The organism is Pseudomonas sp. HMSC063H08 (assembly GCF_001813645.1).
GTDB classification, from domain to species: domain Bacteria; phylum Pseudomonadota; class Gammaproteobacteria; order Pseudomonadales; family Pseudomonadaceae; genus Pseudomonas; species Pseudomonas aeruginosa.
Genome location: NZ_KV813335.1, coordinates 1 through 26,160, shown reverse-complemented (window position 1 = coordinate 26,160; position 26,160 = coordinate 1). Strand labels below are relative to the sequence as shown.

General features: G+C 66.8%; 19 protein-coding genes and 1 pseudogene. 13 read left to right on the top strand and 7 right to left on the bottom strand.

The genetic code is table 11. The features are described from left to right. Position 1: 1 nt before the first annotated feature. A complete protein-coding gene (locus tag HMPREF2924_RS02190) occupies positions 2-2,182 on the bottom strand; it encodes a putative bifunctional diguanylate cyclase/phosphodiesterase (protein WP_015502586.1) in 2,181 nt (726 codons plus the stop codon). A 331-nt stretch (positions 2,183-2,513) separates the two neighbouring features. Between HMPREF2924_RS02190 and HMPREF2924_RS02185 the strand changes: the two genes are divergently transcribed. Then, positions 2,514-4,169, top strand: a complete 1,656-nt coding sequence (locus HMPREF2924_RS02185) for a phosphoethanolamine transferase (RefSeq protein WP_003122427.1) — start codon at positions 2,514-2,516, stop codon at positions 4,167-4,169. A 68-nt stretch (positions 4,170-4,237) separates the two neighbouring features. Here HMPREF2924_RS02185 and HMPREF2924_RS02180 read toward each other — a convergent pair whose 3' ends face one another. Together HMPREF2924_RS02180 and rapA are read right to left on the bottom strand one after the other, a co-directional pair. Beyond that, entirely contained in the window at positions 4,238-4,693 is a 456-nt protein-coding gene (locus HMPREF2924_RS02180; RefSeq protein WP_003091672.1) for a universal stress protein, read from the bottom strand. Positions 4,694-4,981: 288 nt separating this feature from the next. Beyond that, positions 4,982-7,834, bottom strand: coding sequence for an RNA polymerase-associated protein RapA (gene rapA / locus HMPREF2924_RS02175; protein ID WP_003130341.1), 2,853 nt, complete (start codon positions 7,832-7,834; stop codon positions 4,982-4,984). 235 nt (positions 7,835-8,069) lie between these two features. On the opposite strand from rapA, the gene HMPREF2924_RS02170 reads away from it, so the two are divergent. From HMPREF2924_RS02170 to HMPREF2924_RS02150, 7 genes and pseudogenes are all read left to right on the top strand, one after another. Further along, the gene (locus HMPREF2924_RS02170) at positions 8,070-8,378 is read left to right on the top strand and encodes a hypothetical protein (protein WP_003091664.1); all 309 of its coding nucleotides are present in this window, start codon (positions 8,070-8,072) and stop codon (positions 8,376-8,378) included. A gap of 53 nt (positions 8,379-8,431) precedes the next feature. Then, positions 8,432-9,034 carry an alpha-ketoglutarate-dependent dioxygenase AlkB family protein gene (locus HMPREF2924_RS02165; protein ID WP_003091662.1) on the top strand — a complete coding sequence of 201 codons (603 nt, stop codon included), beginning with the start codon at positions 8,432-8,434 and terminating at the stop codon, positions 9,032-9,034. Beyond that, positions 9,031-9,192 carry a hypothetical protein gene (locus HMPREF2924_RS35760; protein ID WP_003091659.1) on the top strand — a complete coding sequence of 54 codons (162 nt, stop codon included), beginning with the start codon at positions 9,031-9,033 and terminating at the stop codon, positions 9,190-9,192. Before HMPREF2924_RS02165 ends, HMPREF2924_RS35760 begins: the two co-directional genes overlap by 4 nt. Before the next feature lie 248 nt (positions 9,193-9,440). Next, complete coding sequence (gene ccoM / locus HMPREF2924_RS36750) at positions 9,441-9,554, top strand: cytochrome c oxidase subunit CcoM (protein WP_003091657.1); 114 nt, start codon at positions 9,441-9,443, stop codon at positions 9,552-9,554. 207 nt (positions 9,555-9,761) lie between these two features. After that, positions 9,762-11,756, top strand: a complete 1,995-nt coding sequence (locus tag HMPREF2924_RS02160) for an FUSC family protein (protein WP_003130344.1) — start codon at positions 9,762-9,764, stop codon at positions 11,754-11,756. Further along, positions 11,743-11,946, top strand: coding sequence for a DUF1656 domain-containing protein (locus HMPREF2924_RS02155; RefSeq protein ID WP_003091655.1), 204 nt, complete (start codon positions 11,743-11,745; stop codon positions 11,944-11,946). The genes HMPREF2924_RS02160 and HMPREF2924_RS02155 overlap by 14 nt, the downstream gene beginning before the upstream one ends. A 27-nt stretch (positions 11,947-11,973) precedes the next feature. After that, a pseudogene (locus HMPREF2924_RS02150) lies at positions 11,974-12,831 on the top strand (efflux RND transporter periplasmic adaptor subunit). Here HMPREF2924_RS02150 and HMPREF2924_RS02145 read toward each other — a convergent pair. From HMPREF2924_RS02145 to HMPREF2924_RS02135, 3 genes are all read right to left on the bottom strand, one after another. Continuing rightward, the gene (locus HMPREF2924_RS02145; protein WP_003130346.1) at positions 12,812-13,987 is read right to left on the bottom strand and encodes an MFS transporter; all 1,176 of its coding nucleotides are present in this window, start codon (positions 13,985-13,987) and stop codon (positions 12,812-12,814) included. The pseudogene HMPREF2924_RS02150 and the gene HMPREF2924_RS02145 overlap by 20 nt on opposite strands. Positions 13,988-14,137: 150 nt before the next feature. Next, on the bottom strand, positions 14,138-14,608 hold the full coding sequence (locus HMPREF2924_RS02140) for a MaoC family dehydratase (RefSeq protein ID WP_003091647.1): 471 nt from the start codon (positions 14,606-14,608) through the stop codon (positions 14,138-14,140). Further along, positions 14,605-15,555 (bottom strand): alpha/beta hydrolase, encoded by a 951-nt coding sequence (locus HMPREF2924_RS02135; RefSeq protein ID WP_003091646.1) that lies wholly within the window; start codon positions 15,553-15,555, stop codon positions 14,605-14,607. The genes HMPREF2924_RS02140 and HMPREF2924_RS02135 overlap by 4 nt, the downstream gene beginning before the upstream one ends. A 246-nt stretch (positions 15,556-15,801) precedes the next feature. Here HMPREF2924_RS02135 and fadD2 point away from each other — a divergent pair, with 246 nt between their 5' ends. The 4 genes from fadD2 to hrpA all read left to right on the top strand — a co-directional run bounded on the left by fadD2 (position 15,802) and on the right by hrpA (position 23,901). Then, positions 15,802-17,490, top strand: coding sequence for a long-chain-fatty-acid--CoA ligase FadD2 (gene fadD2, locus HMPREF2924_RS02130; protein WP_003130348.1), 1,689 nt, complete (start codon positions 15,802-15,804; stop codon positions 17,488-17,490). A 234-nt stretch (positions 17,491-17,724) separates the two neighbouring features. Then, positions 17,725-19,413 carry a long-chain-fatty-acid--CoA ligase FadD1 gene (fadD1, locus tag HMPREF2924_RS02125; RefSeq protein ID WP_003091643.1) on the top strand — a complete coding sequence of 563 codons (1,689 nt, stop codon included), beginning with the start codon at positions 17,725-17,727 and terminating at the stop codon, positions 19,411-19,413. Between the two features lie 122 nt (positions 19,414-19,535). Further along, entirely contained in the window at positions 19,536-19,745 is a 210-nt protein-coding gene (locus tag HMPREF2924_RS02120; RefSeq protein WP_009876833.1) for an addiction module protein, read from the top strand. A gap of 175 nt (positions 19,746-19,920) precedes the next feature. After that, complete coding sequence (gene hrpA, locus HMPREF2924_RS02115; RefSeq protein ID WP_003130353.1) at positions 19,921-23,901, top strand: ATP-dependent RNA helicase HrpA; 3,981 nt, start codon at positions 19,921-19,923, stop codon at positions 23,899-23,901. Positions 23,902-23,973: 72 nt separating this feature from the next. Here the strand turns inward: hrpA and phoA are convergent, their stop codons facing one another. Then, positions 23,974-25,404 carry an alkaline phosphatase gene (gene phoA / locus HMPREF2924_RS02110; RefSeq protein WP_003091639.1) on the bottom strand — a complete coding sequence of 477 codons (1,431 nt, stop codon included), beginning with the start codon at positions 25,402-25,404 and terminating at the stop codon, positions 23,974-23,976. 204 nt (positions 25,405-25,608) lie between these two features. Between phoA and HMPREF2924_RS02105 the strand changes: the two genes are divergently transcribed. Then, positions 25,609-26,046: an HIT family protein gene (locus tag HMPREF2924_RS02105; RefSeq protein ID WP_003091638.1), complete on the top strand. Its 438-nt coding sequence runs from the start codon at positions 25,609-25,611 to the stop codon at positions 26,044-26,046. Positions 26,047-26,160: the final 114 nt, after the last annotated feature.

Genomic DNA, 26,160 nt, shown 5'->3' with positions numbered 1-26,160 from the left:
CTCAGGCCTGGTTCAGGCTGCGCAGCGGCGGCGCGGCGTCGAAGCGGTAGGCGCGGAGGAACTCTTCCAGGGCCGCTAGCGGCAGCGGCCGGCTGAACAGGTAGCCCTGCACCAGCTCGCAATGGTTCTCCCGCAGGAACGCCAGTTGCTGCGGAGTCTCCACGCCCTCGGCGACGACTTTCAGATGGAGCTTCTGGGCCATCGCGATGATCGCCTGGGCGATTTCCATGTCCCGCTGCGAGGCGGGGATGTCCATGATGAACGAGCGATCCACCTTCAGCGCGTCCAGCGGCAGGCGGCGCAGGTAGGCGAGCGACGAATAGCCGGTGCCGAAGTCGTCGATCGACAGGCTGACGCCCAGCTCGCGGAGGCGTTCGAGCAGCGGGATGGTCTGGTCGATGTTGTACATCAGCGCGTCCTCGGTCACCTCCAGTTCGAGGAAGCACGCCGCCAGCCCTGCCTGCTCCAGCGCATGACGGACTTCGTCGACCAGGCTGGCCCGGCCGAGATTGCTGGCGCAGCAGTTGACCGCCACCCGCAGCCGTTCGTGGCCGGCCAGGTGCAGGCTGCGCAGGTCGCGGCAGGCGCGTCGCAGCACCCAGTCGTCGAGCTGGTCGATCATGCCGTTGGCTTCGGCCAGGCCGATGAAGCGGTCCGGACCGAGCAGGCCCTGGGTCGGATGGCGCCAGCGCACCAATGCCTCCAACTGGTGTACCTCGCCGTCGGCGAGGGCGAGGATCGGCTGGTAGTGCAGCTCCAGCTGGTCGTCGCGCAGGGCCTGGCGCAGTTCCTCCTCCATCTGCAGTTCCTGGGTCGCCCGCACCAGCAGTTGCCGGCTGAAGAACTGCGCGTTGTTGCGCCCGCAGGCCTTGGACTGGTGCAGGGCCAGGCCGGCGTTCTTCAGCAGCTCCTCGCACTGCTCGCCGTCGTTCGGGTAGAGGCTGACGCCGACGCTGGCGGTCATCACCAGGGTGCGCCCGTCCAGGGCGATGGGTTCCTTCATCTTCTGCATCAGGCGTTGCGAGAGGATGTGCGCCTCGTGGTCCTGGGTGAGGTCGGCGAGCACGCAGAACTCGTCGCCGGCGAAGCGCGCCACCACGTCGCTATCGCGCAACACGCTGCGGATGCGTTCGGAGACGATCTTCAGCAGTTCGTCGCCGGAGTCGTGGCCGAGGGAATCGTTGATCCGCTTGAAGTGATCGAGGTCGAGGAACATCACCGCCAGGCCCTTGCCTCTCAGGCGACAGTTCTCCAGGTGCTGGACGAACACTTCGTTGAATGCCGTGCGGTTCTGCAGGCCGGTCAGGCTGTCGTAGCGAGCCATCTGGCGCAGCGAGGCGTGGGCGTGGTCGAGCTGGTTGAGCAGGGCGTTGACCCGGCTGTTTTCGCTCAGCCGGCGCTCCCGTTGTTTCTCCGACCATGCGGCCCAGATGCCGCAGGCGGCGATGGCGCTGGCGAGCACTCCGGTGAGCCAGCCCAGGCGCAGCGAGTCGGCGCTGGCTTGCAGTTCCAGCGGCGTGCCGGCGGGTACGCTGAGCACCAGCGCGGCCATCCCGGTGAAATGCATGGCGGCGATGGCGCCGGCCAGCAGCAGGCTGGCGATCAGTTTCATATAGCGGTAGCGCGCGCTGCGCCGGCCGCGCAGGTAGGGGACCGCGGCGAGGGCGGTGAAGGCGGCGCCGATGGCGATCAGTACCGAAAGGGCGAACAGCGATGGCTGGTAGTACTGGGTGGCCACCGAGCGCATCGCCGCCATCCCGGTGTAGTGCATGGCGGCGATGCCCAGGCCGATGCAGCAGGCGGCGAGCAGGCAGGGCAGCAGGCCGAAGCGCGGGCGGGCGGTCATGTACATCGCCAGGTACGAGGCGGCGACGGCGATCAGCAGCGACAGGCCGGTGATCGGCAGGTCGTAGCGCAGGGCGATCGGCGCGTGGAACGCGAGCATGGCGACGAAATGCGTGGCCCAGATGCCGCTGCCCAGGCAGAACGCCCCGACCCATTGCCAGCGGCGCGGGTGGCTCAGGCTGTTGCCGACCCGCTCGACCATGTCCAGCGCCGTGTACCCGGCGAGGCAGGCGACGAGGAAGGCGAGCGCCACCAGCGACGGAGAATAGGTGCAGTTCTGCAGCACGTAGCCGTCGACGGGAGACTCTCCGAGGAAGCGCAGGCCTTGCCAATCCATAGCGGTGTCTCCCTGGACACGGAAAACCCGCGGACGGCGCGGGCGCGGGCTGGGGATGGGGGTGGCATTGTGCTTCCAGTATAGATAGCGGGAGCCACCTGCAAGGTCGGCATGGAAGGAAGTCGCTGGCCGCCGACATACGGCCGGTTTCGGCATCTTCCCGGGGAGAAAAGGCATAGCTGAGCTTGTTCCGGCTCCATCGCCACGGGCATGATCGCTGCGCCCGCGAGGGCTCGCGAGGCTTCACGAAATTTTGACCAGGCGCCCGATAGAGTTCGGGCGCCCCGCCACGGGGGTGGCGGCGGTCCGTTACGTTTCAGGAGTTGCTTCAATGGGTGGGGGTATCAAGCGTTTCTTGCCGGCGATCGGTTCGACCCGGCTGGTGATGCTGTTCGCGCTGGTTCTGGTGGTGTTCTACAACGCGGCGACCTGGAAGGCCCTGCATGGCCTGGTACCGCTGCAAGGCTTGAAGGGCTTCGCGTTCTTCGCCTCGTTCGCGGCGTTCCTGTGGGCCGCCTTCACGCTCCTGCTGACCCTGGTTTCCTTCCGCCCGCTGCTCAAGCCTGCCTTGACCCTGGTCGCCCTGTGCTCGGCCGGCGCGACCTACTTCATGGGTAGCTACGGCATCAGCATCGACACGGTGATGGTGCAGAACGTCTTCGAGACCAACGCCACCGAGGCCGGCGACCTGGTCAACCCGACCCTGCTCGGCTACCTGCTGCTGCTCGGTGTCCTGCCTTCGCTGCTGATCTGGCTCTGGCCGGTACGCTACCGGCCGTTCTTCCGCGGCCTGCTGAACAAGATCCTGACGCTGCTCGGCTGCCTGCTGATCGTCGCGGTAATGGTAGGCAGCTTCTATTCCACCTACGCGCCGATCTTCCGCGAGGAAGACAAGCTGACCCACTTCATCAACCCGACCAACTACATCTACGCGGTGGGCAAGTACACCAAGCAGCGCCTGGTGATCAAGGAGCACCTGGTGGTCGAGCCGATCGGCCTGGACGCCCGCCAGGCGCCGGCTGCGCTGCAGCGACAGAAGAAATCGCTGCTGGTGTTCGTGGTCGGCGAGACCGCCCGTGCCGATCATTTCTCGCTGAACGGCTACGCCCGCGAGACCAACCCGGAGCTGAGCAAGCAGGACATCGTCAACTTCACCCAGGTCCGTTCCTGCGGCACTTCCACCGCGGTCTCGGTGCCCTGCATGTTCTCCCAGTACCCGCGCGAGGACTACAGCGACAAGAAGGCCAAGACCCACGAAGGCCTGCTGGACATTCTCCAGCGTGCCGGCGTGCAGGTGTTGTGGCTGGAGAACAACAGCGACTGCAAGGGCACCTGCCTGCGGGTGCCCAACCGGGACATCCCGAAGACCCAGCCGAGTCCGTTCTGCGACGGCAAGAACTGCCTGGACGAGTCGCTGCTGGTAGGCCTGCAGGAGTACATCGACGGGTTGCAGGACGACGCCATCATCGTCCTGCACTCCGATGGCAGCCACGGTCCCGAGTACTACGAGCGCTACCCGAAGGAGATGGAACGCTTCCAGCCGGTATGCCGGACCAACCAGCTCGGCAGTTGCAGCAAGGAAGAGCTGGTGAACGTCTACGACAACACCATCCTCTATACCGACCACTTCCTGACGAAGGTGATCGAATTGCTCAAGCGGAATGCCGACAAGCGCGATACGGCGATGATCTACGTGTCCGACCACGGCGAGTCGCTGGGGGAGAATGGCGTCTACCTGCACGCGGCGCCCTATTCGATCGCGCCCCAGGCGCAGATCCACGTGCCGATGGTCATGTGGTTCGCCCCGCAGGCGCTGGGCAACTGGGGCATCCAGCGCAGTTGCCTGGACGGCAAGCGCGACGACAAGGACCTGAGCCACGACAACCTGTTCCACTCGGTGCTCGGCCTGCTGGACGTACAGACTTCGCTGTACCAGCCGGCGCTGGACATCTTCGCCAGTTGCCGCGCGCCCAGGGCAGCCCAGTGAGCGACGGGGGCTGAAAGAAAAAAGGCCGTGGAGGATTCCCCCCACGGCCTTTTTCGTCGGCTTTCGCCTTATTTGTCGCGGACCAGCAGGACCGGACGCGAAGCCACGCGGATCAGGCCTTCCGCCACGCTGCCGAGCATCAGGCGGCGCATGCCGCGACGACCATGGGTGCCCATGACCACCACGTCGGCATCGCTGGCCTGGGCCTCGAGTTCGATGCGCTCGGCGATTTCCTCGCTGGCGCGCTCCTGGCAGACGCGATCGAAGGTGGCGCCTTCGACGTTGCTCGCCTCGACCTTCTCGCGGGCCTTGGCCAGGACGTCATCGGCGGCTTTCAGCGCGGCTTCGCGCAGCGGCTCGGGGTTGTAGTACACCGCGTAGTCGGGAAGGTGGCGCAGCGGGCTGTCGACGATGGTGATGACGCGCAGCTTGCCGCCGCTGAGGCCGGCCAGCTTGATGGCCTCTTCCAGGGCGCGGTCGGAGACCGGGCTGCCGTCCACGGCTACCAGAATGCGATCGTACATAAGGTGTCCCTCCAGAGTGAGTGTCCGCCCGCCGGGCGTTCTTGAAACTTCAAGGACACTGTAGACCCTCGCGGGCGGCGGACCTTTGCCGGAGGTCAATAAGTCGCAGGGCGACCGTCGCGATTCCGCTGCGACGCCCGGCTCGCGGCCCGGCGGGGGCCGGGGAACGGGGAACGGGGCGAACGGTCGCCGCGCGGCCATCCGCCGTTGCGGCCTTCGCTGGAAATGAAATGAAAGAAGCCATGGGGAGGCCCATGGCTTCTCGTTTCGCGCAGCCGTTGCCGGACGTCAGCCGGCGACCAGGATGCGGATCGCCTCGAGGCGCAGGGAGGCCTTGTCGAGCAGGGCCAGGCCTTCCTCGCGCTGGGTGCGCAGGCTGTCCAGCTCGCTGTCGCGGACGCTCGGGTTGACCGCCTTGAGCGCGGTCAGGCGCGCCAGTTCCTCGTCCATGGCGGCGGCGAACTGCTGCTTGGCCCTGGCCACGCGTTCCTCGTGGCGCGGGACGATCTTGCCCTCGGCCACGTCGAACTGCTTGGCCAGCACATCGCGCTGGGCCTGGACGAACTTGTTGGCGCTGACCCGTGGCACGCTTTCCAGTTGGTCGTTGAGGGTTTCCAGGGACACCCGGCCGGCCAGGTCGTTGCCGTTGGCGTCGAGCAGGCAGCGCAGGGCCTGCGGCGGCAGCCAGCGGCCGAGCTGGAGGGCGCGCGGTGCCACGGCCTCGCTGACGAACAGGAGTTCGAGCAGCACGGTGCCAGGCTTCAGCGCCTTGTTCTTGATCAGCGCCACCGAGGTGTTGCCCATCGAGCCGGACAGCACCAGGTCCATGCCGCCCTGAACCATCGGATGTTCCCAGGTGAGGAACTGCATGTCCTCGCGGGCCAGCGCCTGGGCACGGTCGTAGGTGATCGTCACGCCTTCGTCGTCGCCGAGGGGGAAGCCGGCGTCGAGCATCTTCTCGCTCGGCTTGAGGATCAGGGCATTTTCCGAATGGTCTTCGCTGTGGATGCCGTAGGCGTCGAACAGGCGCTCCATGTAGATCGGCAGGGCGAAGTCGTCGTCCTGCTCCTCGATGGCCTCCACCAGCGCCTCGCCTTCGCCGGCGCCGCCGGAGTTCAGCTCCAGCAGGCGGTCGCGACCGCTGTGCAGCTCCGCTTCGAGGGCTTCGCGACGGGCGCGGCCTTCGGCGAGCAGCGCGTCCCAGGCCTTGTCCTCGCCGCCGTCGAGCAGCGGCAGCAGGCGCGGGCCGAACTCGTGTTGCAGGGCGTTGCCGGTGGGGCAGGTATTGAGGAAGGCGTTCAGCGCCTGGTGGTACCACTGGAACAGGCGCTGCTGGGCGCTGTTCTCCAGGTGCGGTACGTGCAGCTGGATGGTGTGTCGCTGGCCGATCCGGTCGAGGCGGCCGATGCGCTGCTCGAGCAGGTCCGGGTGGGCCGGCAGGTCGAACAGCACCAGATGGTGGGCGAACTGGAAGTTGCGGCCTTCGCTGCCGATTTCCGAGCAGATCAGCACCTGGGCGCCGAACTCTTCGTCGGCGAAGTAGGCGGCGGCGCGGTCGCGCTCGAGAATGCTCATGCCTTCGTGGAACACCGTGGCGGAGATGCCCGAACGCAGGCGCAGGGCGTCTTCCAGGTCGAGGGCCGTCTCGGCGTGGGCACAGATGACCAGGACCTTGAACTGCTTGAGCATCTTCAGGGTATCGATCAGCCACTCGACGCGCGGGTCGAAGCGCCACCAGCGATTGTTGTCGTCGCCGTCTTCCCACTGTTGCTGGAAATTCACTTCCGGATACAGGTCCGGGTGTTCGCCGGCCGGCAGTTCCTGGTACTGGCTCGGCATCGGCAACGGATAGGCGTGCAGCTCGCGCTGGGGGAAGCCCTGCACGGCGGCGCGGGTGTTGCGGAACAGCACGCGGCCGGTGCCGTGGCGGTCGAGCAGTTCGCGGACCAGGCGCGAGCGGGCGTCTTCATCGCCGCCCTCGACGCTGGCCAGCAGCTCGTCGCCCTCGCTGCCGAGGAAGCCGTGGATGGCCTTGCGCGCGCCGGCGGAAAGATTGCCGTGGTCGAGCAGTTCCTGCACCGCTTCGGCGACCGGGCGGTATTGCTCGCTCTCCCGGCGGAACGCTTCGAGGTCGTGGAAGCGGTTCGGATCGAGCAGGCGCAGGCGCGCGAAGTGGCTGTCCTGGCCGAGTTGCTCCGGGGTCGCGGTGAGCAACAGGACGCCGGGAATGATCTCCGCCAGTTGCTCGACCAGCGCGTATTCGGCGCTGACCTGGTCCTGGTGCCAGACCAGGTGGTGGGCTTCGTCGACCACCAGCAGGTCCCAGCCGGCGGCGAACAGGGCGTCCTGGGCGCGTTCGTCTTCCTTCAGCCACTCCAGGGCGACCAGGGCCAACTGGCTGTCCTCGAAGGGATTGCTGGCATCGCTTTCGGCGAAGCGCTCCTTGTCGAACAGGGCCACCTGCAGGTTGAAGCGCCGGCGCATCTCCACCAGCCACTGGTGCTGGAGGTTTTCCGGAACCAGGATCAGCACCCGCCCGGCGCGGCCGGAGAGCAACTGGCGATGGATGATCAGGCCGGCCTCGATGGTCTTGCCCAGGCCCACTTCGTCGGCCAGCAGGACGCGCGGCGCCATGCGGTCGGCGACTTCGCGGGCGATGTGCAACTGGTGGGCGATCGGCTGGGCGCGGGCGCCGCCGAGGCCCCAGAGCGAGGACTGGAGCAGTTGGCTGCGGCGTTCGAGAGTGTGGTAGCGCAGGGAGAACCAGGGCAGGGGATCGATCTGTCCGGCGAACAGACGGTCGCTGGCGAGGCGGAACTGGATGAAGTTGGAGAGCTGGGTTTCCGGCAGGGTGCGCTGCTCGTTCTGCGCGGTGAGGCCGTGGTACACCAATAGGCCCTCGCTTTCCTCGACCTCGCGGACGGTCATCTTCCAGCCTTCGAAGTGCGTCACTTCATCGCCGGGGGCGAAGCGCACGCGGGTCAGCGGCGCATTGCGCAAGGCGTACTGGCGGGTATCGCCGGTCGCCGGATAGAGCACGGTGAGCAGGCGGCCATCCTGGGCCAGGATGGTCCCCAGGCCCAATTCCGCTTCACTGTCGCTGATCCAGCGTTGCCCCGGTTGATACTGCGCCATGTCCACCTCCCAAAAAAGCCGGGTATGGTACCGCAACGCGTGGCGTTGAGCGACGCTTGGCGATGGATTGCGTGTTGCGCCAGGGCTTCGTCGGAGAGCCGTCCGTCGGTACGGGAGCGACCGCCTGGCGGCTGGTTCTCAAGTCGAGCGGCGGGTCGACCGATAACCCTTGTAGAAGAACGCCGCAAACCGGCACGCTGCGAGAACCCATGGCGCGGCACTACCCAGAGAGGTTGCCTGCATGCTTCCGCCGATCCCCCAGGGCCTGATCCCGGTCACCGTCCAGCAGGACCCGCCCAAGCCCCGTCCGGCCACGCCGCCGGTCGCGCCGACCCAGGCTGGCGCGGGCAGCGATGGCGTCGCCTTGCGCCAGGAGCGCGACGAGGAAAGCTGGCTGGAAGAGGAATACCGCCGTCGCCAGCGCCGCCAGGGCGGCGAGGCGCACGCGCGGAGCGACGAGGGGGACGAGGCGCCGGCTGACGAGGCGGGGGAGAGCGCCCAGGCGGACGAGCTGCCGCGCAAGGGACAATTGATCGACATCGAAGTGTAACCCTGGTTTTCCAGGCTTCAGCAGCGGCCTTGCGGCGTAGTAACCTGCGGCCCATGGACCTGTTCGCCGACGCACCCCTGACCCTGCCGGACGCCGACCTGCGCTATCTCCCGCATTGGCTGGATGCGCCGCTGGCGAGCGCCTGGCTGTTGCGCTTGGAACAGGAAACGCCCTGGGAACAGCCGATCCTGCGCATCCATGGCGAGGAGCGCCCGACCCCGCGCCTGGTGGCCTGGTACGGTGACGCGGAAGCCGCCTACCGTTATTCCGGCCAGGTCCACCGGCCGCTGCCATGGACCGCGTTGCTCGGCGAGATCCGTGAGCGCGTGGAGCGCGAGGTCGGCCAGCGGGTCAACGGCGTGCTGCTGAACTACTACCGCGACGGCCAGGACTCCATGGGCTGGCACAGCGACGACGAGCCAGAGCTGCGCCGCGATCCGCTGGTCGCCTCGCTCAGTCTCGGCGGCAGCCGCCGCTTCGACCTGCGGCGCAAGGGCCAGACCCGCATCGCCCATTCCCTGGAACTGACCCATGGCAGCCTGCTGGTCATGCGCGGCGCAACCCAGCATCATTGGCAACATCAGGTGGCGAAGACCCGCCGCTCCTGCATGCCCCGTTTGAACCTGACCTTCCGCCTGGTGTACCCCCAGCCATGAACGACGACGACAAGGTGATCGACCTCAGCGCCGAGCGCGACAAGCGCATCCACGACGTGCACGAGAAGCGCCTGCAGGAGGTCCGCAAGGCCTTCGAACAGGTGTTGCCGCTGGGCAAGCCGCGGAAGAAGCCGAAAGGCAAGCCGAAGAAGCGCTGAAGCCTCTGCCGCCGCGTTCGCCGGCGGCGCATTCCTGCGGGCAACGTGCGGCGATCGGGCAGGTTTTCCCCGGTTATCTGCGGCGTCCGACCGCATTCTCCCTCCTGCGAAACTTGACCTGGGTCAGTGTCATGCACCTGGCCGAAAAAGCCCGTCCGGGCGATTGATCCAGGTCAATATTGCGCCGCCGCGCCTCGCTAATCTGAGCCCATCGAGCAACACCCAACCGGCAACTGGAGGCCATCAACATGTTCATCGACGAAGTGGTTCTCGCAGGGATTCTTACGGTAGGCCTCATGGTCGCTTTCTTCGGTGGGGTCGGTTACTTCATCTGGAAGGATTCCCATAGCCGCAAAGGCTGATCCTCCCGGATACACAGAGCACGCAAGGCACTTAGGGCGACTTCGGTCGCCCGTTTTTTTGCGCCTGGAAAAACACCGGCGCAGCGATCGGGATACTACGAATGTCGCTGGACGATATTGTTAGCAACCTAATAATATAGGCTGCACATATCGCCTCGGCGTTCGCCGGCTATCTATGCTGATGTAGACCCCGTTTCGGAAGACCCTGTGCCCATTCACTGGAAGCCGTTCCTGGCACCCTCGACGCTGGCGCTCAAGTTCGCCATCAAGACGCTCCTGGCCGGCGGCCTGGCGTTGTGGTGCGCCTTTCGCTTCGACCTGGAGCAGCCGCAATGGGCGCTGATGACCGTGCTGATCGTGTCCCAGCCGTTGTCCGGCATGGTGGTGGCGAAGGGCTTGTTCCGCCTGCTCGGCACCCTGGTCGGCACCGCGATGTCGGTGCTGATGATCGCGCTGTTCGCCCAGGCGCCCTGGTTGTTCCTGCTGGCCATCTCGCTCTGGCTGGGGCTCTGCACGGCGGCCTCGACCTCCCTGCGCAACCACGTTTCCTATACCTTCGTACTTTCCGGCTATACGGTGGCGATCATTGGCCTGCCGGCGGTGGACCAGCCGCTGCTGGTCTTCGAGCAGGCGGTGGCGCGTTGTACCGAGATCTGCCTGGGGATCATCTGCGCCTCGGCGGTCAGTGCGATCCTCTGGCCGCAGCGGGTCGAGCAGAACCTCGACAAGCAGGCCCACGCCACCTGGCTGCTGGGCATGCAGGCCGCGCGCGGCGAGATCGACCCGCGCCAGCGGCAGCCGCAGGGGCTGCTCAACGCGCTGAGCAAGATCGTCGAGGTCGATGCGCAGCGCGACCATGCCTGGTTCGAGGGCGAGCGCGGGCGGCGCCGGGCCGGCGCCCTGGCGTTGCTCTCGCGCGACCTGCTCAGCCTGTTGCGCACCGCGCGCGGCGTGGCCCGGCAACGGGCGCGGCTGAACGACGAGGAAGAGCGCCAGGTGGAGCGCTGGCTGGCTGCGCTGGCCAGCGCCCTGGAAGGGGCCGATCCGGCGTCGATGCAGGCGCTGCGCGAGGAGTTGGCGCAGGTCGCGGTCGAGCCGCAGTGGAGCAACGACCAGCGTTACCTGCTGACCCGTTGCTCGGTGCTGCTGCTCAAGGCGGTGAATGCCGAGAAGGGCATGCGCGCGGTGGCCAGCGGCGAGGTCGAGGGGCGGGTGGGCAGCGCCGGCACCCTGTCCTGGCACCGCGACCTGCAGATGGCGCTGTTCTACGGCGCGCGTAGCGCCCTGGCGTTGCTCGGGCTGTCGGTCTACTGGATCTATACCGCGTGGCCGGCGGCGTCCGGCGCGATGCTGCTGGCGGCGGTGGTGTGCAGCCTGTTCGCCAACCGCGACAACGCGGTGGCCATCGGCCTGAGCTTCCTGCGCGGCATCGTCTACGCGATCCCGGCGGCGATGCTGGTCAGCCAGTGGCTGCTGCCGCAGTGGAATGGCTTCCCGCTGCTCTGCCTGGCGATGGGCGTGCCGCTGTTCTTCGCCACCCTGGGCATGGCCGTACCGGTCACCGCCGGCACCGCCACCTCGTTCGCGATCCACTTCATCGTCCTGGTCGCGCCGCGCAACCAGATGGACTACGACCTCGCGACCCTGCTGAATTCCGCCCAGGGCGTGCTGATCGGAGTCGGCTTCGCGGTGGTGATCTTCCGCTTGCTGACCTTGCGTCCGGGCTGGCTGACCCGACGCCTGCTGGACGCCACCTGCGTCGATCTCGGCCGCCTCACCCGGCGCCCGCTGGCGCAGGCGGAGAACTGGTTCGGCGGGCGCATGGCCGACCGCCTGTTGCGCCTGGCGCGGCACGCCAACCTGTTGCCGGAACAGGAACGGCGGCGTTGGGACGATGGTCTCCTGGCGCTCGACCTGGGTAACGAACTGATCCACCTGCGGGCCTGCCTGGAAGGCGCCCGTGGCGTCCTGCGCAAGGCGCGCGACCGCTTCCTCGGGGAACTGGGCGAGCTGCTTGAGGCCGGTCCCGCGGGGCCGCGCAGCGACCGCCTGGAACGGATCAGCCTGCCGTTGCGCGAAGCCCTGGAGCGCGACGCTCGCCACGACGACGAAGCCAGCCGCCTGGCGCGCGCGGCCCTGGCGCAACTGCTGTTCACCTGGCAGCAGTGGTGCCATCAGGAGGAAAGCCATGAGTCTGCATGAGTCGGCCTGGGGCGGCGTCTACCTCAGCCCGCTGTTCGTCTATGCCCTGCTGGCGCTGGCGGCCACCGCCGCGCTGCGGGTGCTGATCCAGAAAACGCCGTTGCGTCGCTGGGTCTGGCACGAGGCGCTGTTCGACTGCGCCCTGTTCATTTTGATGTTGAGTGGCATTACCTGGGCGGCCACGACCTGAATCCGTCGCCCCGAGAAGGAGATTCGCATGCGTGCATCGCTTCGCGTCGTCGTCACCCTGCTGGTGGTCGCTGCCGCTGTTCTCGCCGGCATCTGGCTCTGGCGCTACTACATGCTCTCGCCCTGGACCCGCGATGCCCGGGTACGGGCCGACGTGGTGGTGGTGGCGCCGGACGTGTCCGGCTGGGTGACCGACCTGGAGGTCAAGGACAACCAGGTGGTCAAGGTCGGCGACGTGCTGATGCGCATCGACCAGGAACGCTACCAGGCCAACCTGGAGCAGGCCCGCGCCGTCGCCGAGACCCGTCACCAGCAATACCTGTTGCGCCAGAACGAGGCGGCCCGGCGCAGCCGCCTGGGCATCGGCGCGATCAGCGCCGAGGACAAGGAAAACGCCCAGATCAATGCCGCCATCGCTCGCAGCGAGTACCAGGAAGCGCTGGCCCAGGTGAAGATCGCCGAACTCAACCTCAAGCGCAGCGAACTGCGCGCTGCGCGCAACGGCCAGGTGACCAACCTGCGCCTGGCCCAGGGCAACTACGCCACGGCGGGCCAGGCGGTGATGGCGCTGGTCGACCAGCAGTCCTTCTATGTGGTCGCCTACTTCGAGGAAACCAAGCTGCCCGGCATCCGCGTCGGCATGCGCGCCCAGGTCCGCCTGATGAGCGGCGATCAGCCGATCGACGGCACGGTGGAGAGCATCAGCAGCGGTATCACCGACCGCAACTCGACGCCGGACGGCCAGTTGCTGGCCAATGTCGAGCCGACCTTCAACTGGGTGCGCCTGGCGCAGCGCATTCCGGTGCGCATCCGCCTCGACTAGGTGCCGGCGGATGTCCACCTGAGCGCCGGGATGACCGCCAGCGTCACCGTGCAGGGGGACTGAGCGGCAGCGCTTGAGTGGCGCCATCCAGCGTGCTGGCGCCAAGCGCGCAGGCCAGCGCCGCCAGCACCAGGGCGAGGCCGACCCAGGGCGTCGCGGCGACTCCCAGTGCCGCCACCACCAGGCCGCCCAGCGCCGCGCCGAGGCCCACGCCCAGGTGCATGGCCGAGGTGTTCAGGGCGACGCCGGCGGAACCGCTGGCCGGATCGCTGCGCAGCAGGAAGCTCTGCACCACCGGCGAGATCATCCAGCTGATCGCGCTCCAGACCATCAGTACCGGCAGGAACCCGATGCTGCCCAGGCTCAGCGGCACCGCCGCCAGCGCCAGGGCGAAGGCCGCCGGCACCAGACGCAGGGCGCGCCGGTGGCCGAGGCGGTCGGCCAGCCAGCCGCCGATATAGCCGCCGCTCAGCGCTGCCAGGCCGATCAGCAGGAGGATCAGGCTGATCTCGCCGGGCGAGCGAATACCGGCCATGCTCGCCAGGTACGGGGTGAAATAGGCGAACAGGGTGAAGTGCCCGCCGAGCAACAGGATCGATACCAGTTGCGCGAGCCACAGCGCGGGCTGGCGCAACTGCCGCAGGTAGCCTTCGCGGCCGGGCAGGTCGCCGGCCTGGCGTTGCGGCAGGTAGCGCCAGAGCAGCAGGCACAAGGGCAGCGAATAGACCGCGATGCCGGCGAAGATCCAGCGCCAGCCGAACCAGTCGCTGATCTGTACGCCCAGTGGCACGCCGAACACCAGCGAACCGCTGATGCCCATGAAGATCAGGCCGATCGCCCGGCCGCGCTGGGCCGGGGCGGCCAGCTCGGCGGCGAGCAGGCTGGCGAGGACGATCAGCAGCCCGCAACAGGCCGACATTCCCAGGCGAGCCAGGAGCAGGCCGAGATAGCCCGGAGCGAGGGCGGCGAGCGCGTTGCTGAGGGCGAACAGCAGCAGGGTCGCCAGCAGCAGGCGGCGGCGTTCGATGCGCCGGGTCAGCCAGCCGAGCAGCGGTGCGGCGAGGGCGAAGCCGAGGGAGAACAGGGTGGTGAGCTGGCCGGCCAGGCTGATGGAGACCCGCAGGTCTTCGGCCAGGGGCGGCAGGATGCCGATCAGGATGCTTTCCGCCAGGCCGGCGGCGAAGGTGGTCAGGGATAGCAACAGCAAGCGAAGGTCCATGGCGGCTCCGATTCCCGGTAAGGGGTTTCGGGCGGTGGAATGCCTTCGGTTATCCCTGGTGATTGAGGTAAGACAGCGGACAGGGTAGAGCAGCGCGCGGCGGCCCGGCAAGTCCGCCGGGCCGGATGGCCCGACGGCAGGGAAGGCTGCTCAGCCGATGCTGATCGGCGGCAGTTCGGCCAGCTCGACGCTGAGCTTCTCTTCCGGCGCCATGATCTCCGCTTCGCCGTCGACCACCTGCTTGCCTGCCTGGTTGAACACCCGCGTGGCCATGCGCACGCGGTTCTTCGGCAGCTTCTCGAGGACTTCCAGTTCGACCTTCAGGTCGTCGCCGAGCTTGACCGGACGGGTGAAGCGCAGGGTCTGGCCGAGATAGATGGTGCCTGGGCCGGGTAGCACGGTGGCGATCGCCGCGCTGATCAGGGCGCCGCTGAGCATGCCGTGGGCGATGCGTTCCTTGAACTGGGTGGTGGCCGCGTAGGCGGCATCCAGGTGCACCGGGTTGCGGTCGCCGGAGACTGCGGCGAACAACTGCAGGTCGCGCTCGGCGATGCTGCTGGTGTACTCGGCCTTTTGCCCGACCTCTAGCTCGGCGTAGGGAATGTTCTGGACCTGGCTCATGTTCTCTCCTTTGTCGAATGATCCCGGCGGTGGCGCAGGGCCTGTTCCAGCCAGTCGATCAGGTCTTGGGTGACCGCGTCGCGGTTGCTCTCGTTGAACAGCTCGTGACGGGCCTCGGGATAGGTCTTCAGGGTCACCTGGCGCAGCCCGGCGCCGCGCAGGGCGTCGGCCAGGTCGCCCAGGCGCCTGCCCTGGCTGACCGGGTCGCGTTCGCCGCCGATGACCAGCAGCGGCAGGCCGGCATCGATCTGCCGCAGGTGGGTGGGCGGGGTGATATCGGCCAGGCCGCCGAGCAGGTCCATCCACAACTGGTTGCTGCAGCGGAAGCCGCACAGCGGGTCGGCCACGTACCTGTCGACTTCCTGCGGATCGCGACTGAGCCAGTCGAAGGCCGTGCGATTGGGCTTGAACGCCTTGTTGAACGAGCCGAACGAGAGGAAGTCGATCAGCGCGCTCTTGCCCAGCGGCCCCTGGCGCCAGCGCTCGAAGCGGGCGATCAGGCGGGCGACCCGGTAGAGCGCTTGCGGCTGGTAGTTGGAGCCGGAAAGGATCGCCCCTTGCAGGCTGCAGCTGTGGTGCAGCAGGTAGGCCATGGAGATGTAGCTGCCCATGCTGTGGCCCAGCAGGAAGATCGGCAGTTCCGGGTGCTGCTGGCGGATATGGTGGTTCAGGCTGGCCAGGTCGCCGACCACCTTGCCCCAGCCGCCCTGGTCGGCGAAGTGGCCCAGCTCGTCGGCTTCGGCGGTCCGGCCGTGGCCGCGCTGGTCGATCGCATAGAAGTGGTAGCCGGCAGCGTTCAGCGCGGCGGCGAGACGCTCGTAGCGACCGGCGTGCTCGGCCATGCCGTGGGACAGCATCACCGCGCCGACGGCCGTTGCGCTCGGCCAGTGGCGGGTGTACAGCGGGGTTTCGTCGCTGGCGGGGAGCCAGTAGGCAGCGGCGGGCATGTTCGTTCCTTGTGCCGGGCGGACGCGTTCCGGCGCATTCTAGCAGCGTGCGCGGTTTCGTCCCGGAAAAGCGCCACCCTTGGGCACGGGCCGCTCTGGAATGGCGGGCGGCGAAGAGCGACAGGCTGGAGATTCACACTATCAATAAGGGCAGGAGGAGTATTTGCGCTGTCCGATGCAACTGCTAAGTTGCCCGATACCCCGCACACGCGGGCCAGACCCGCTCAGGTAAGAGGACAAGAATAAATGCAACCTGAATTCTGGAACGACAAACGCCCGGCCGGCGTACCCGACAGTCTCGACTTCGCCGCCTACCGTTCCGTGGTCGAGGTCTTCGAGCGCTCCTGCAAGAAATTCGCCGACCGCCCGGCCTTCAGCAATCTCGGCGTGACGCTCAGCTACGCCGAACTCGATCGTCTGTCCGCCGCCTTCGCCGCCTACCTGCAGAAACAGACCGATCTCCAGCCCGGCGACCGCATCGCGGTGCAGATGCCCAATGTCCTGCAATATCCCATCGCGGTGTTCGGCGCCTTGCGCGCGGGGCTGGTGGTGGTCAACACCAATCCGCTGTACACCGCCCGCGAAATGCGCCACCAGTTCAAGGACGCCGGCGTGCGTGCGCTGGTCTACCTGAACGTGTTCGGCAAGCTGGTCGAGGAAGTGCTCCCGGATACGCGGATCGAGTACCTGATCGAGGCGCGCATGGGCGACCTGTTGCCGGCGCTGAAGGGTTGGCTGGTGAACAGCGTGGTGAAGTCGGTGAAGAAGATGGTCCCCGATTATCGCTTGCCCCAGGCGCTGCCGTTCAGGCAGGCCTTGAAGCAAGGCCAGGGCCATGCCCTGCAGCCGGTCAGGGTCGGCCTGGAGGATGTCGCCGTGTTGCAGTACACCGGCGGCACCACCGGGGTCTCGAAGGGGGCGATGCTCACCCACGGCAACCTGGTGGCGAACATGCTGCAGGTCCACGCCCAGCTTTCCCAGCTCGGCAAAGATGGCCTGCCGCTGATGAAGGAGGCGCAGGAGGTGATGATCGCGCCGCTGCCGCTCTACCACATCTATGCCTTCACCGCGAACTGCATGTGCATGATGGTCAGCGGCAACCATAACGTGCTGATCACCAACCCGCGCGACATCCCCGGTTTCATCAAGGAACTGAAGAAGTGGCGTTTCTCCGCGCTGCTCGGCCTCAACACCCTGTTCGTCGCGTTGATGGAGCACCCCGGGTTCAAGGACGTCGATTTCTCCAACCTGAAGCTCACCAACTCCGGCGGCACTGCACTGGTCAGCGCCACCGCCGAGCGCTGGAAGGGCGTCACCGGCTGCACCGTGGTGGAAGGCTATGGCCTCACCGAATGCTCGCCGGTGGTGACCACCAACCCCTACGGCGAGCAGGCGCGCCTGGGCACGGTGGGGATTCCGGTCGTGGGCACGGCGCTCAAGGTGATCGACGAGCAGGGCAACGAGCTGCCTGTCGGCGAACGTGGCGAACTCTGTGTGAAAGGTCCGCAAGTGATGAAGGGGTACTGGCAGCGTCCCGAGGCCACCGAGGAGATTCTCGATGCCGAAGGCTGGCTGAAGACCGGCGACATCGCGGTGATCGACGAGGACGGCTTCGTGCGTATCGTCGATCGCAAGAAGGACCTGATCCTGGTCTCTGGCTTCAATGTCTACCCCAACGAGATCGAAGACGTGGTGATGGCCCATCCGAAGGTGGCCAGTTGCGCGGCGGTGGGTATTCCCGACGAGAAGTCCGGCGAGGCGGTGAAGCTGTTCGTGGTGGCCCGCGACCCCAGCCTGTCGGTCGAGGAGCTCAAGGCCTACTGCAAGGAAAACCTCACCGGATACAAAATTCCGCGACAGATTGTGCTCAAGGATGCATTACCGATGACGCCTGTGGGTAAAATCCTCCGTCGTGAGCTGCGCGAAATCGCCTGATAGCCTTACAAGGCTCTGAAACGGGCATTTGCCGGGGACAGGAAAGACCGTGACCGAGACTAATGTCTCGGTCATTTTTTTGACCGAATAGGTCATGTTTGGTGCTGGTCTGCCTCTGGCAAAGCTGATAATCTCGGCGCGCCTAATAGCCCTGGGTCCAGGGTTAGCGAGCAGATCACAACAAGATGCCGCCATGAGCGGTGAAGATTAGCTGTTGCTTAGGAGTGGGCTTCCATGATCGAAAACTTCTGGAAGGACAAGTACCCAGCGGGTATTGCTGCCGAGATCAATCCCGACCAGTACCCGAACATCCTGTCGGTACTGAAGGAGTCCTGCCAACGTTTTGCCACCAAGCCCGCGTTCACCAACCTGGGCAAGACCCTGACCTACGGCGAGCTGTACAAGCTGTCCGGCGACTTCGCCGCCTACCTGCAGCAGCACACCGATCTCAAGCCCGGCGACCGCATCGCCGTCCAGTTGCCCAACGTCCTGCAATACCCGATCGTGGTCTTCGGCGCCATGCGCGCCGGCCTCATCGTGGTCAACACCAACCCGCTGTACACCGCGCGCGAACTGGAACACCAGTTCAACGACTCCGGCGCCAAGGCGGTGGTCTGCCTGGCCAACATGGCCCACCTGGTCGAGGGCGTACTGCCGAAGACCGGCGTCAAGCAGGTGATCGTCACCGAAGTCGGCGACATCCTGCCGCCGCTGAAGCGCTTCATCGTCAACTTCGTGGTCAAGCACATCAAGAAGATGGTGCCGGCCTACAGCCTGCCGCAAGCCACCAAGCTGACCGACGCGCTGGCCAGGGGCGCCGGCAAGTCGTTCCAGGAAGCCGCGCCGCAGGCCGACGACGTCGCCGTGCTGCAATACACCGGCGGCACCACCGGCGTCGCCAAGGGCGCCATGCTGACCCACCGCAACCTGGTGGCCAACATGTTGCAGTGCAAGGCGCTGATGGGCGCCAACCTCAACGAGGGCTGCGAGATCCTCATCGCGCCGCTGCCGCTGTACCACATCTATGCCTTCACCTTCCATTGCATGGCGATGATGCTCACCGGCAACCACAACATCCTGATCACCAACCCGCGCGACCTGCCGTCGATGCTCAAGGACCTCGGCCAGTGGAAGTTCACCGGCTTCGTCGGCCTGAACACCCTGTTCGTCGCCCTGTGCAACAACGAGACCTTCCGCAAGCTGGACTTCTCCGCGCTGAAACTGACCCTCTCCGGCGGCATGGCACTGCAGCTGGCCACCGCGGAGCGCTGGAAGGAAGTCACCGGCTGCGCCATCTGCGAAGGCTACGGCATGACCGAGACCGCGCCGGTGGTATCGGTCAACCCGTTCCAGAACATTCAGGTCGGCACCATCGGTATTCCGGTGCCCTCGACCCTGTGCAAGGTGATCGGCGACGACGGCCAGGAAGTGCCCCTGGGCGAGCGCGGCGAACTCTGCGTGAAAGGCCCGCAGGTGATGAAGGGCTACTGGCAGCGCCAGGAAGCCACCGACGAGATCCTCGACGCCGATGGTTGGCTGAAGACCGGCGATATCGCGATCATCCAGGAAGACGGCTACATGCGCATCGTCGACCGGAAGAAGGACATGATCCTGGTCTCCGGCTTCAATGTTTACCCGAACGAGCTGGAAGACGTGCTGGCGACCCTGCCGGGCGTCCTGCAGTGTGCCGCGATCGGCATCCCCGACGAGAAGTCCGGCGAGTCGATCAAGGTCTTCGTGGTGGTCAAGCCGGGGGCGACCCTGACCAAGGAACAGGTCATGCAGCACATGCATGACAACCTGACCGGCTACAAGCGGCCGAAGGCCGTGGAGTTCCGCGACAGCCTGCCGACCACCAACGTCGGCAAGATCCTGCGCCGCGAACTGCGCGACGAAGAGCTGAAGAAAGCGGGCCAGAAGTAAGTCCGCCGTTGCCTGAAGAAGCCCCGCCGATGCGGGGCTTCTTCGTTGCAGGCAGTCGGTTGCGGGGTGAGCGGGCCTGTGCGGACGTGCCTGCAGCGCATCACCTGCCGGAGGAAACCCCCATGGCCCGCCTCGATCCTGCCCTGGCCGAAGAAATACGCCGTCTGCCGATCAGCCGGCGTCTGGAACTGATCCAGGCATTGCTGCATCGCGCCGGCCCCGAGGTGGAGCGCCAATGGCTGCGAGTGGCCGAGGATCGCCTCGCCGACTGCCGGGCGGGCACCGCCGATGCGCTGCCGCTGGCCGAGATGCTCAAGCGACTGGGGCGCTGAGAGGGCCATTGCCCACCAGCAGCGTCGGCCGTATCGCGGCAGCGAGCGTTAACCGGGATTCGTCCTCTTCCGCTCAAATCTGCGACAATTCCGAATATTTTTCGCCTCGGCAGTGGCCGGAGCTTCTTCCCGTCCTCCGCGACTGCGGCACGCTCACAGCATTCGAAAAGCCTAGATGACCGACCAGACTCCTTCCCTCGACCAACTCGTCCGGCGCCTCGACCAGGCCCAGATCAGCGACCGCCACCGCTTGCGCCGGCAGCTCCACGAACTGCGCAAGCAGCCCGACGACGCGCGCCTGGCGCAGTGGGTCGAGCGCTTCCAGGCCTCCTGCGCCAAGGTCGAGGCGCGGCGCGCCAGCGTGCCGGCGATCCGCTACGACGACAGCCTGCCGATCGCCGCCAAGCGCGACGAGATCAAGGCCGCCATCGCCGCCCACCAGGTGGTGGTGATCGCCGGCGAGACCGGCTCGGGCAAGACCACCCAGTTGCCGAAGATCTGCCTGGAGCTGGGGCGCGGCATCCACGGCCTGATCGGCCATACCCAGCCGCGTCGGCTGGCGGCGCGCAGCGTGGCGACGCGGGTCGCGGAAGAGATCGGCACGCCGCTGGGCGCGCTGGTCGGCTACCAGGTGCGCTTCGAGGACCAGAGCGACGACAGCACCCTGGTCAAGCTGATGACCGACGGCATCCTCCTGGCCGAGACCCAGCATGACCGCTACCTGGAGCGCTACGACACGCTGATCGTCGACGAAGCCCACGAGCGCAGCCTGAACATCGACTTCCTCCTCGGCTACCTGAAGACCCTGTTGCACCGGCGTCCGGACCTGAAGCTGATCATCACCTCGGCGACCATCGACCTGGAGCGTTTCTCCCGGCATTTCGACGGCGCCCCGGTGATCGAGGTTTCCGGCCGCACCTATCCGGTGGAGACCTGGTACCGGCCGCTGGCGGCGGAAACCGACGAGGAGGGCAACCGGGTCGAGGACGACCTGTCGGTGGACCAGGGCATCCTCGCCGCCCTCGACGAGATCGCCGCCCACGAACGCGAGGTCGGCAAGCGGCCCGGCGACGTGCTGGTGTTCCTCCCCGGCGAGCGGGAGATCCGCGACGCCGCGGAGATGCTGCGCAAGGCCAACCTGCGCCACACCGAGGTGCTGCCGCTGTACGCACGACTGACCCCGGCCGAGCAGCAGAAGATCTTCCAGCCGCGCCCGGGACGCAAGATCGTGCTGTCCACCAACGTCGCGGAAACCTCGCTGACGGTGCCAGGCATCCGTTACGTGATCGACAGCGGCACCGCGCGGATCAGCCGCTACAGCTACCGCGCCAAGGTCCAGCGGCTGCCCATCGAGGCGGTGTCGCAGGCCAGCGCCAACCAGCGCAAGGGCCGTTGCGGACGGGTCGAGCCGGGCATATGCGTGCGTCTCTACAGCGAGGAGGACTTCAACGCGCGTCCGGCCTTCACCGACCCGGAAATCCTCCGCACCAACCTGGCCGCGGTGATCCTGCAGATGCTGCACCTGCGCCTCGGCGACATCGAGGCGTTCCCCTTCATCGAGCCGCCGGACGGCAAGGCGATCAAGGACGGCTTCACCCTTCTGCAGGAACTGTCGGCGGTCAACCGCGAAGGCCAGCTGACCCCGCTGGGGCGCCAACTGGCGCGCCTGCCGATCGACCCGAGGCTGGGCCGCATGCTGCTGGAGGCGGCCCAGCAGGGTAGCCTCGAGGAAGTGTTGACGGTGGCCAGCGCGCTGTCCGTGCAGGACCCGCGCGAGCGTCCGGTGGAGCGGCAGCAGGCCGCCGACCAGGCGCACGCGCAATGGAAGGATCCGGATTCCGACTTCGCCGCGCTGATCAATCTCTGGCGTGGCTTCGAGGAACAGCGCCAGGCGCTGGGCTCCAACGCCCTGCGCAGCTGGTGCCGGAAGAACTTCCTCAACTACCTGCGCCTGCGTGAGTGGCGCGACGCCCACCGCCAACTGACCTTGATCTGCCGCGAACTGAAGCTGCCGTTCGGGCGTCCGGCCAAGGCCGAGGCGCGCAAGCCGGAGGCGAAGAAAGGCGCGTCGGCCGACAACGAACGCGAGGTACCGGGGATCGATTACGCGGCGGTCCACAAAGCGATCCTGTCCGGCCTGCTCAGCCAGATCGGGCAGAAGGCCGAGGAAGGCGACTACCTCGGCGCTCGCCAGCGACGTTTCTGGATCCATCCGTCCAGCGGCATCGCTCGCAAGCGCCCGCAATGGATCATGGCCGCGGAACTGGTGGAGACCACCAAGCTGTTCGCCCGAATGGTCGCGAAGATCGAGCCGGACTGGCTGGAGCCGCTGGCCGGGCACCTGATCAAGACCAACCACTTCGAGCCGCACTGGGAGAAGCGTCGCGGCCAGGTGGTGGCGTTCGAGCAGGTCACCCTCTACGGCCTCATCGTCATCGGTCGACGTCCGGTGCACTATGGTCCGATCGACCCGCCGGTGGCGCGCGAGCTGTTCATCCGCGAAGGCCTGGTGCGCGGCGAGATCAACAGCCGCGCCAGGTGCCTGAGCGCCAACCGGCAGTTGCTGGAAAAGCTCGACGAGCTGGAAGCCAAGGCACGCCGGCGCGACATCCTGGCCGACGAGGAAACCCTGTTCGCCTATTACGACGCGCGCCTGCCGGCGGATATCTACCAGACCGCCAGTTTCGAGAAATGGTACGCCCGCGAGCGGCAGAACCAGCCGGACCTGCTGCTGATGCGCGAGGAAGACGTGCTGGCCCGCGAAGCCAGCGAAGTCACTGCGGCGCAGTACCCGGATCGCCTGCGCCTGGGCGATCTGCACCTGTCGCTGAGCTACCAGTTCGAGCCCGGCACCGCGCGCGACGGCGTCACCGTGCGGGTACCGGCGCCGCTGCTGCCGCAATTGCCGGCCGAACGCATCGACTGGCTGGTGCCCGGCCTGCTCTACGACAAGGCGGTGGCGCTGGTGCGCAACCTGCCGAAGGCGATCCGCAAGAGCTTCGTGCCGGTACCGGACTTCGTCCGCGCCGCCCTGGAGCGCATCACCTTCGGCGAAGGTTCGCTGCCGCAGGCGCTGGGCCGCGAGCTTCAGCGCATGACCGGCGTGCGGGTAGCCGATGAGGCCTGGGCCGAGGCGGCGACGCAGTTGGACGATCACCTGCGGATGAACATCGAGGTGGTCGACGCCCAGGGCAAGTTCCTCGGCGAGGGCCGCGACCTGGCCGAACTCACCGCGCGTTTCGCCGAAGCCAGCCAGGCGGCCCTGGCGATACCCCAGGTCGACAAGGAACAGCAGCGTCCGGTGGAGGCCAAGGCCTTTGCCAGCGTCGCCGAGAAGGCCCAGCAGAAGGTCGCCGGATTGTCGATGACGGTATACCCGGCGCTGGTGGAGGAGCAGGGCGAGGTCAAGGAAGGGCGCTTCCCGACCCAGGCCGAGGCCGACTACCAACACCGCCGCGCCCTGCAACGACTGCTGTTGCAGCAACTGGCCGAGCCGGCCAAGTACCTGCGCGCCAAGCTGCCGGGGCAGATCGAGATGGGTCTGCTGTACCGCGAGCTGGGACGGGTCGAGGCGCTGGTCGAGGACATCCTCCTGGCCAGTCTCGACAGTTGCGTGCTGCAGGGCGAAAGCCTGCCGCGCGACGGCGCCGCCCTGGCCGCGCTGGCCGAGCGCAAGCGCGCTGCCTGGAACGAGCACGCCGAGCGCCTGGCACGCCTGGTGCTGGATATCCTCAAGCTCTGGCACGGCCTGCAGAAGCGCTTCAAGGGCAAGGTCGAGCTGGCCATGACCGTGCCGCTGAACGACGTCAAGGGCCAACTGGCCAACCTGGTGTATCCGGGGTTCGTCCGCGCCACCCCGCTGGAGTGGTTGAAGGAGTATCCGCGTTACCTCAAGGCCATCGAGCAGCGCCTGGACAAGGTCGCCGGCCAGGTCCAGCGCGACCGGGTGTGGAGCGGCGAGCTGGGCGAACTCTGGGCGCAATACCAGGCGCGCCTCGCCAAGCACGCCCAGGAAGGCAAGCGCGACGCCGAGTTGCAGGTGTATCGCTGGATGCTGGAGGAGTACCGGGTCTCGTTGTTCGCCCAGCAACTGGGGACCCGGCTGCCGGTCTCGGACAAGCGCCTGGCCAAGCAGTGGAGCCAGGTCGAGGGCTAGTTCCAGGGATGCCGCGCGAAATGAAAAAGGCGCGCCGGTCGAAACCGGCGCGCCTTTTTCGTTCTGGTCCGATCAGTCGCGCAGGTTCAGTGCGCGACGGATGGTGAAGAACAGGTCGGTCTGGTCGGTCAGGCCGGTGACATTGGCGGCCTGCGGGCCGTAGGCGGCGATGCGCAACTGGGTGCCGGTGTGCTCCTGGGAGCCTTCCTCGGAGTTGCCGTAGCTGATCGCCAGCGGCGCGCCGTCCTTGGTCGTGAGCAGTTGGGTCAGCCCCGGCGCGGCGGTTTCCGGCGGGATGATCTGGCTGGAGTGGGCGTGGTCGGCGGTGACGATCACCAGGGTCTCGCCATCGGCCTTGGCGAAGGCCAGGGCCTTCTGCACGGCTTCGTCGAGGTCGACGGTCTCGCCGATCTGGCCGCACGGATTCGCGGCGTGGTCCTGCTTGTCGATGGACGCGCCCTCGACCTGCAGGAAGAAGCCGTTCGGATTGTCCTTCAGCAGCTCGATGGCCTTGCTGGTCATTTGCGCCAGGGTCGGGATGTCGGCGGTGCGCTTCGGGTTCGCCTCGCAGCTCACCGCCGGCTGGTTCAGGTTGCCGTGGTAGGTGGCGGTCGGACCGAGCCAGCGCACTGGCATGTTGCCCGGCGCGAACAGGCCGATCAGCGGCTGCTTCTGGTTGGCGCGGCGCACGGCTTTCAGCTCGTCGAGGTTCTCGACGATCCGGTAGCCGCGGGCTTCGGCCTGGGTGCGGAGGGTCTTGCCGGCATAGCGGCCAGCCTTGGCGGTTTCCGCGAAGGTCGCGGCGCCGCCGCCGAGGACCACGTCAGGGCGGGTCTTCAGCCATTGCTCGGTGATCGAGCCGGCGCCGCCGTTCTCCAGGGCATTGCTCGGGCACTGCTTGCTGGTGGCTTCGGGGCCGTAGCACTTGCGAGCGGTGACGTGGGCGAGCAGGGCGGCCGGGGTGGCGTCCTGCAGCTCGGCGGTGGAGACGTTGCCGGTGGCCTTGCCGTTGAGCTTGGCCAGCTCCAGCAGGTTGCGGTGTGGCTGTTCGTGGATATCCACGCCGATTGCGCCGTTGTACGACTTGACCCCGGTGGTCCAGGCGGTGGCGGAGGCGGCGGAATCGGTCACGTAGTCCGGCAGGCCGCTGTCCTTGTGCAGGGAGTAGTGGGTGTACTGGCCGGTCAGCGGCAGCGCATCGATACCCTTGAAGTAGCCGCCCGCGCCGCGCGCGTAGTTGCGCGCCACGGTGATCTCGGAGTCGCCCATGCCGTCGCCGATCAGCAGGATCACGTTCTTCGCCTTCTTCTTCGACAGCGACTGCTTCAGGGCCTGGGTCAGGTCCTGCTCGACGCGCCGTGCGCCGCCGTATTCGCTGAGTTCGCCACGGGCCTGGCGGTTGAACAGCGACGGATCGTCCTGGCGCGCCTGGGCCGGCAAGGCGCTGCCGAGCACGGCCATGGAGACGGCAAGAGAGAGGGCGAGGGGATAACCTGGGGTCATGACGCATTTCCCTATGTTGAGGAGGTGGCTGTGCGAGACGGCGGGGCCATCCGGCGAGTGCTACGAAAGTAGGGAAGGGTGATGACGGGCTTGTGACAATTTCTTTCGAAGTGTGTGGAGCACGCGACGCATCACGTCGTGACGAGCGGAGAGCGAGCCGGTATGGTGCGCAGGTCTATTCCGGTTCGTTCAAGGAAAGCCTCCATGAGTCTGCACGGCGTTTACGATTCCCAGAACATCTTCGCCAAGATCATTCGCGGCGAAGCTCCCTGCTACAAGGTCTACGAAGACGAGGACGTGCTCGCCTTCCTCGATCTGTTCCCGCAGTCCTACGGGCATACCCTGGTGATTCCCAAGCACGCCGAGGCGCGCAACCTGCTCGAGATCGATGCGCAGAACCTGGCCAAGGTCATGGCCGTGGTCCAGCGCCTGACCCGCGCCCTGGTCGAGGAGGTGCAGCCGGACGGCGTGCAGGTCGCCCAGTTCAATGGCGCCCCCGCCGGGCAGACGGTCTTCCACATCCATTTCCACATCGTCCCGCGCTTCAGTGGCGAGAACCTCGGCATCCATGCGGCGAAGCAGGGCGACCCGGAAGTGCTCGCACAACTTCAGGAGCGTTTGGCGCAGCGTCTGCAAGGCTGATTGCGCAAGGGCCGGCCCGGGACGGGGGCGGTCCTTCGCTCGTTGGATTTCTCTGAAATATTTTGTTACATACTGTCGAGAGTCAGGCGCGCCGCGGTTTTCCGGCGATGTGCG

Excerpts from the sequence above, each read along its gene's own strand:
- HMPREF2924_RS02190 (WP_015502586.1), bottom strand. The coding sequence starts at position 2,182 with ATGGATTGGCAAGGCCTGCGCTTCCTCGGAGAGTCTCCCGTCGACGGC.
- HMPREF2924_RS02185 (WP_003122427.1), top strand. The coding sequence starts at position 2,514 with ATGGGTGGGGGTATCAAGCGTTTCTTGCCGGCGATCGGTTCGACCCGG.
- HMPREF2924_RS02180 (WP_003091672.1), bottom strand. The coding sequence starts at position 4,693 with ATGTACGATCGCATTCTGGTAGCCGTGGACGGCAGCCCGGTCTCCGAC.
- HMPREF2924_RS02170 (WP_003091664.1), top strand. The coding sequence starts at position 8,070 with ATGCTTCCGCCGATCCCCCAGGGCCTGATCCCGGTCACCGTCCAGCAG.
- HMPREF2924_RS02165 (WP_003091662.1), top strand. The coding sequence starts at position 8,432 with ATGGACCTGTTCGCCGACGCACCCCTGACCCTGCCGGACGCCGACCTG.
- HMPREF2924_RS35760 (WP_003091659.1), top strand. The coding sequence starts at position 9,031 with ATGAACGACGACGACAAGGTGATCGACCTCAGCGCCGAGCGCGACAAG.
- ccoM (WP_003091657.1), top strand. The coding sequence starts at position 9,441 with ATGTTCATCGACGAAGTGGTTCTCGCAGGGATTCTTACGGTAGGCCTC.
- HMPREF2924_RS02155 (WP_003091655.1), top strand. The coding sequence starts at position 11,743 with ATGAGTCTGCATGAGTCGGCCTGGGGCGGCGTCTACCTCAGCCCGCTG.
- HMPREF2924_RS02145 (WP_003130346.1), bottom strand. The coding sequence starts at position 13,987 with ATGGACCTTCGCTTGCTGTTGCTATCCCTGACCACCTTCGCCGCCGGC.
- HMPREF2924_RS02140 (WP_003091647.1), bottom strand. The coding sequence starts at position 14,608 with ATGAGCCAGGTCCAGAACATTCCCTACGCCGAGCTAGAGGTCGGGCAA.
- HMPREF2924_RS02135 (WP_003091646.1), bottom strand. The coding sequence starts at position 15,555 with ATGCCCGCCGCTGCCTACTGGCTCCCCGCCAGCGACGAAACCCCGCTG.
- fadD2 (WP_003130348.1), top strand. The coding sequence starts at position 15,802 with ATGCAACCTGAATTCTGGAACGACAAACGCCCGGCCGGCGTACCCGAC.
- fadD1 (WP_003091643.1), top strand. The coding sequence starts at position 17,725 with ATGATCGAAAACTTCTGGAAGGACAAGTACCCAGCGGGTATTGCTGCC.
- HMPREF2924_RS02120 (WP_009876833.1), top strand. The coding sequence starts at position 19,536 with ATGGCCCGCCTCGATCCTGCCCTGGCCGAAGAAATACGCCGTCTGCCG.
- hrpA (WP_003130353.1), top strand. The coding sequence starts at position 19,921 with ATGACCGACCAGACTCCTTCCCTCGACCAACTCGTCCGGCGCCTCGAC.
- phoA (WP_003091639.1), bottom strand. The coding sequence starts at position 25,404 with ATGACCCCAGGTTATCCCCTCGCCCTCTCTCTTGCCGTCTCCATGGCC.
- HMPREF2924_RS02105 (WP_003091638.1), top strand. The coding sequence starts at position 25,609 with ATGAGTCTGCACGGCGTTTACGATTCCCAGAACATCTTCGCCAAGATC.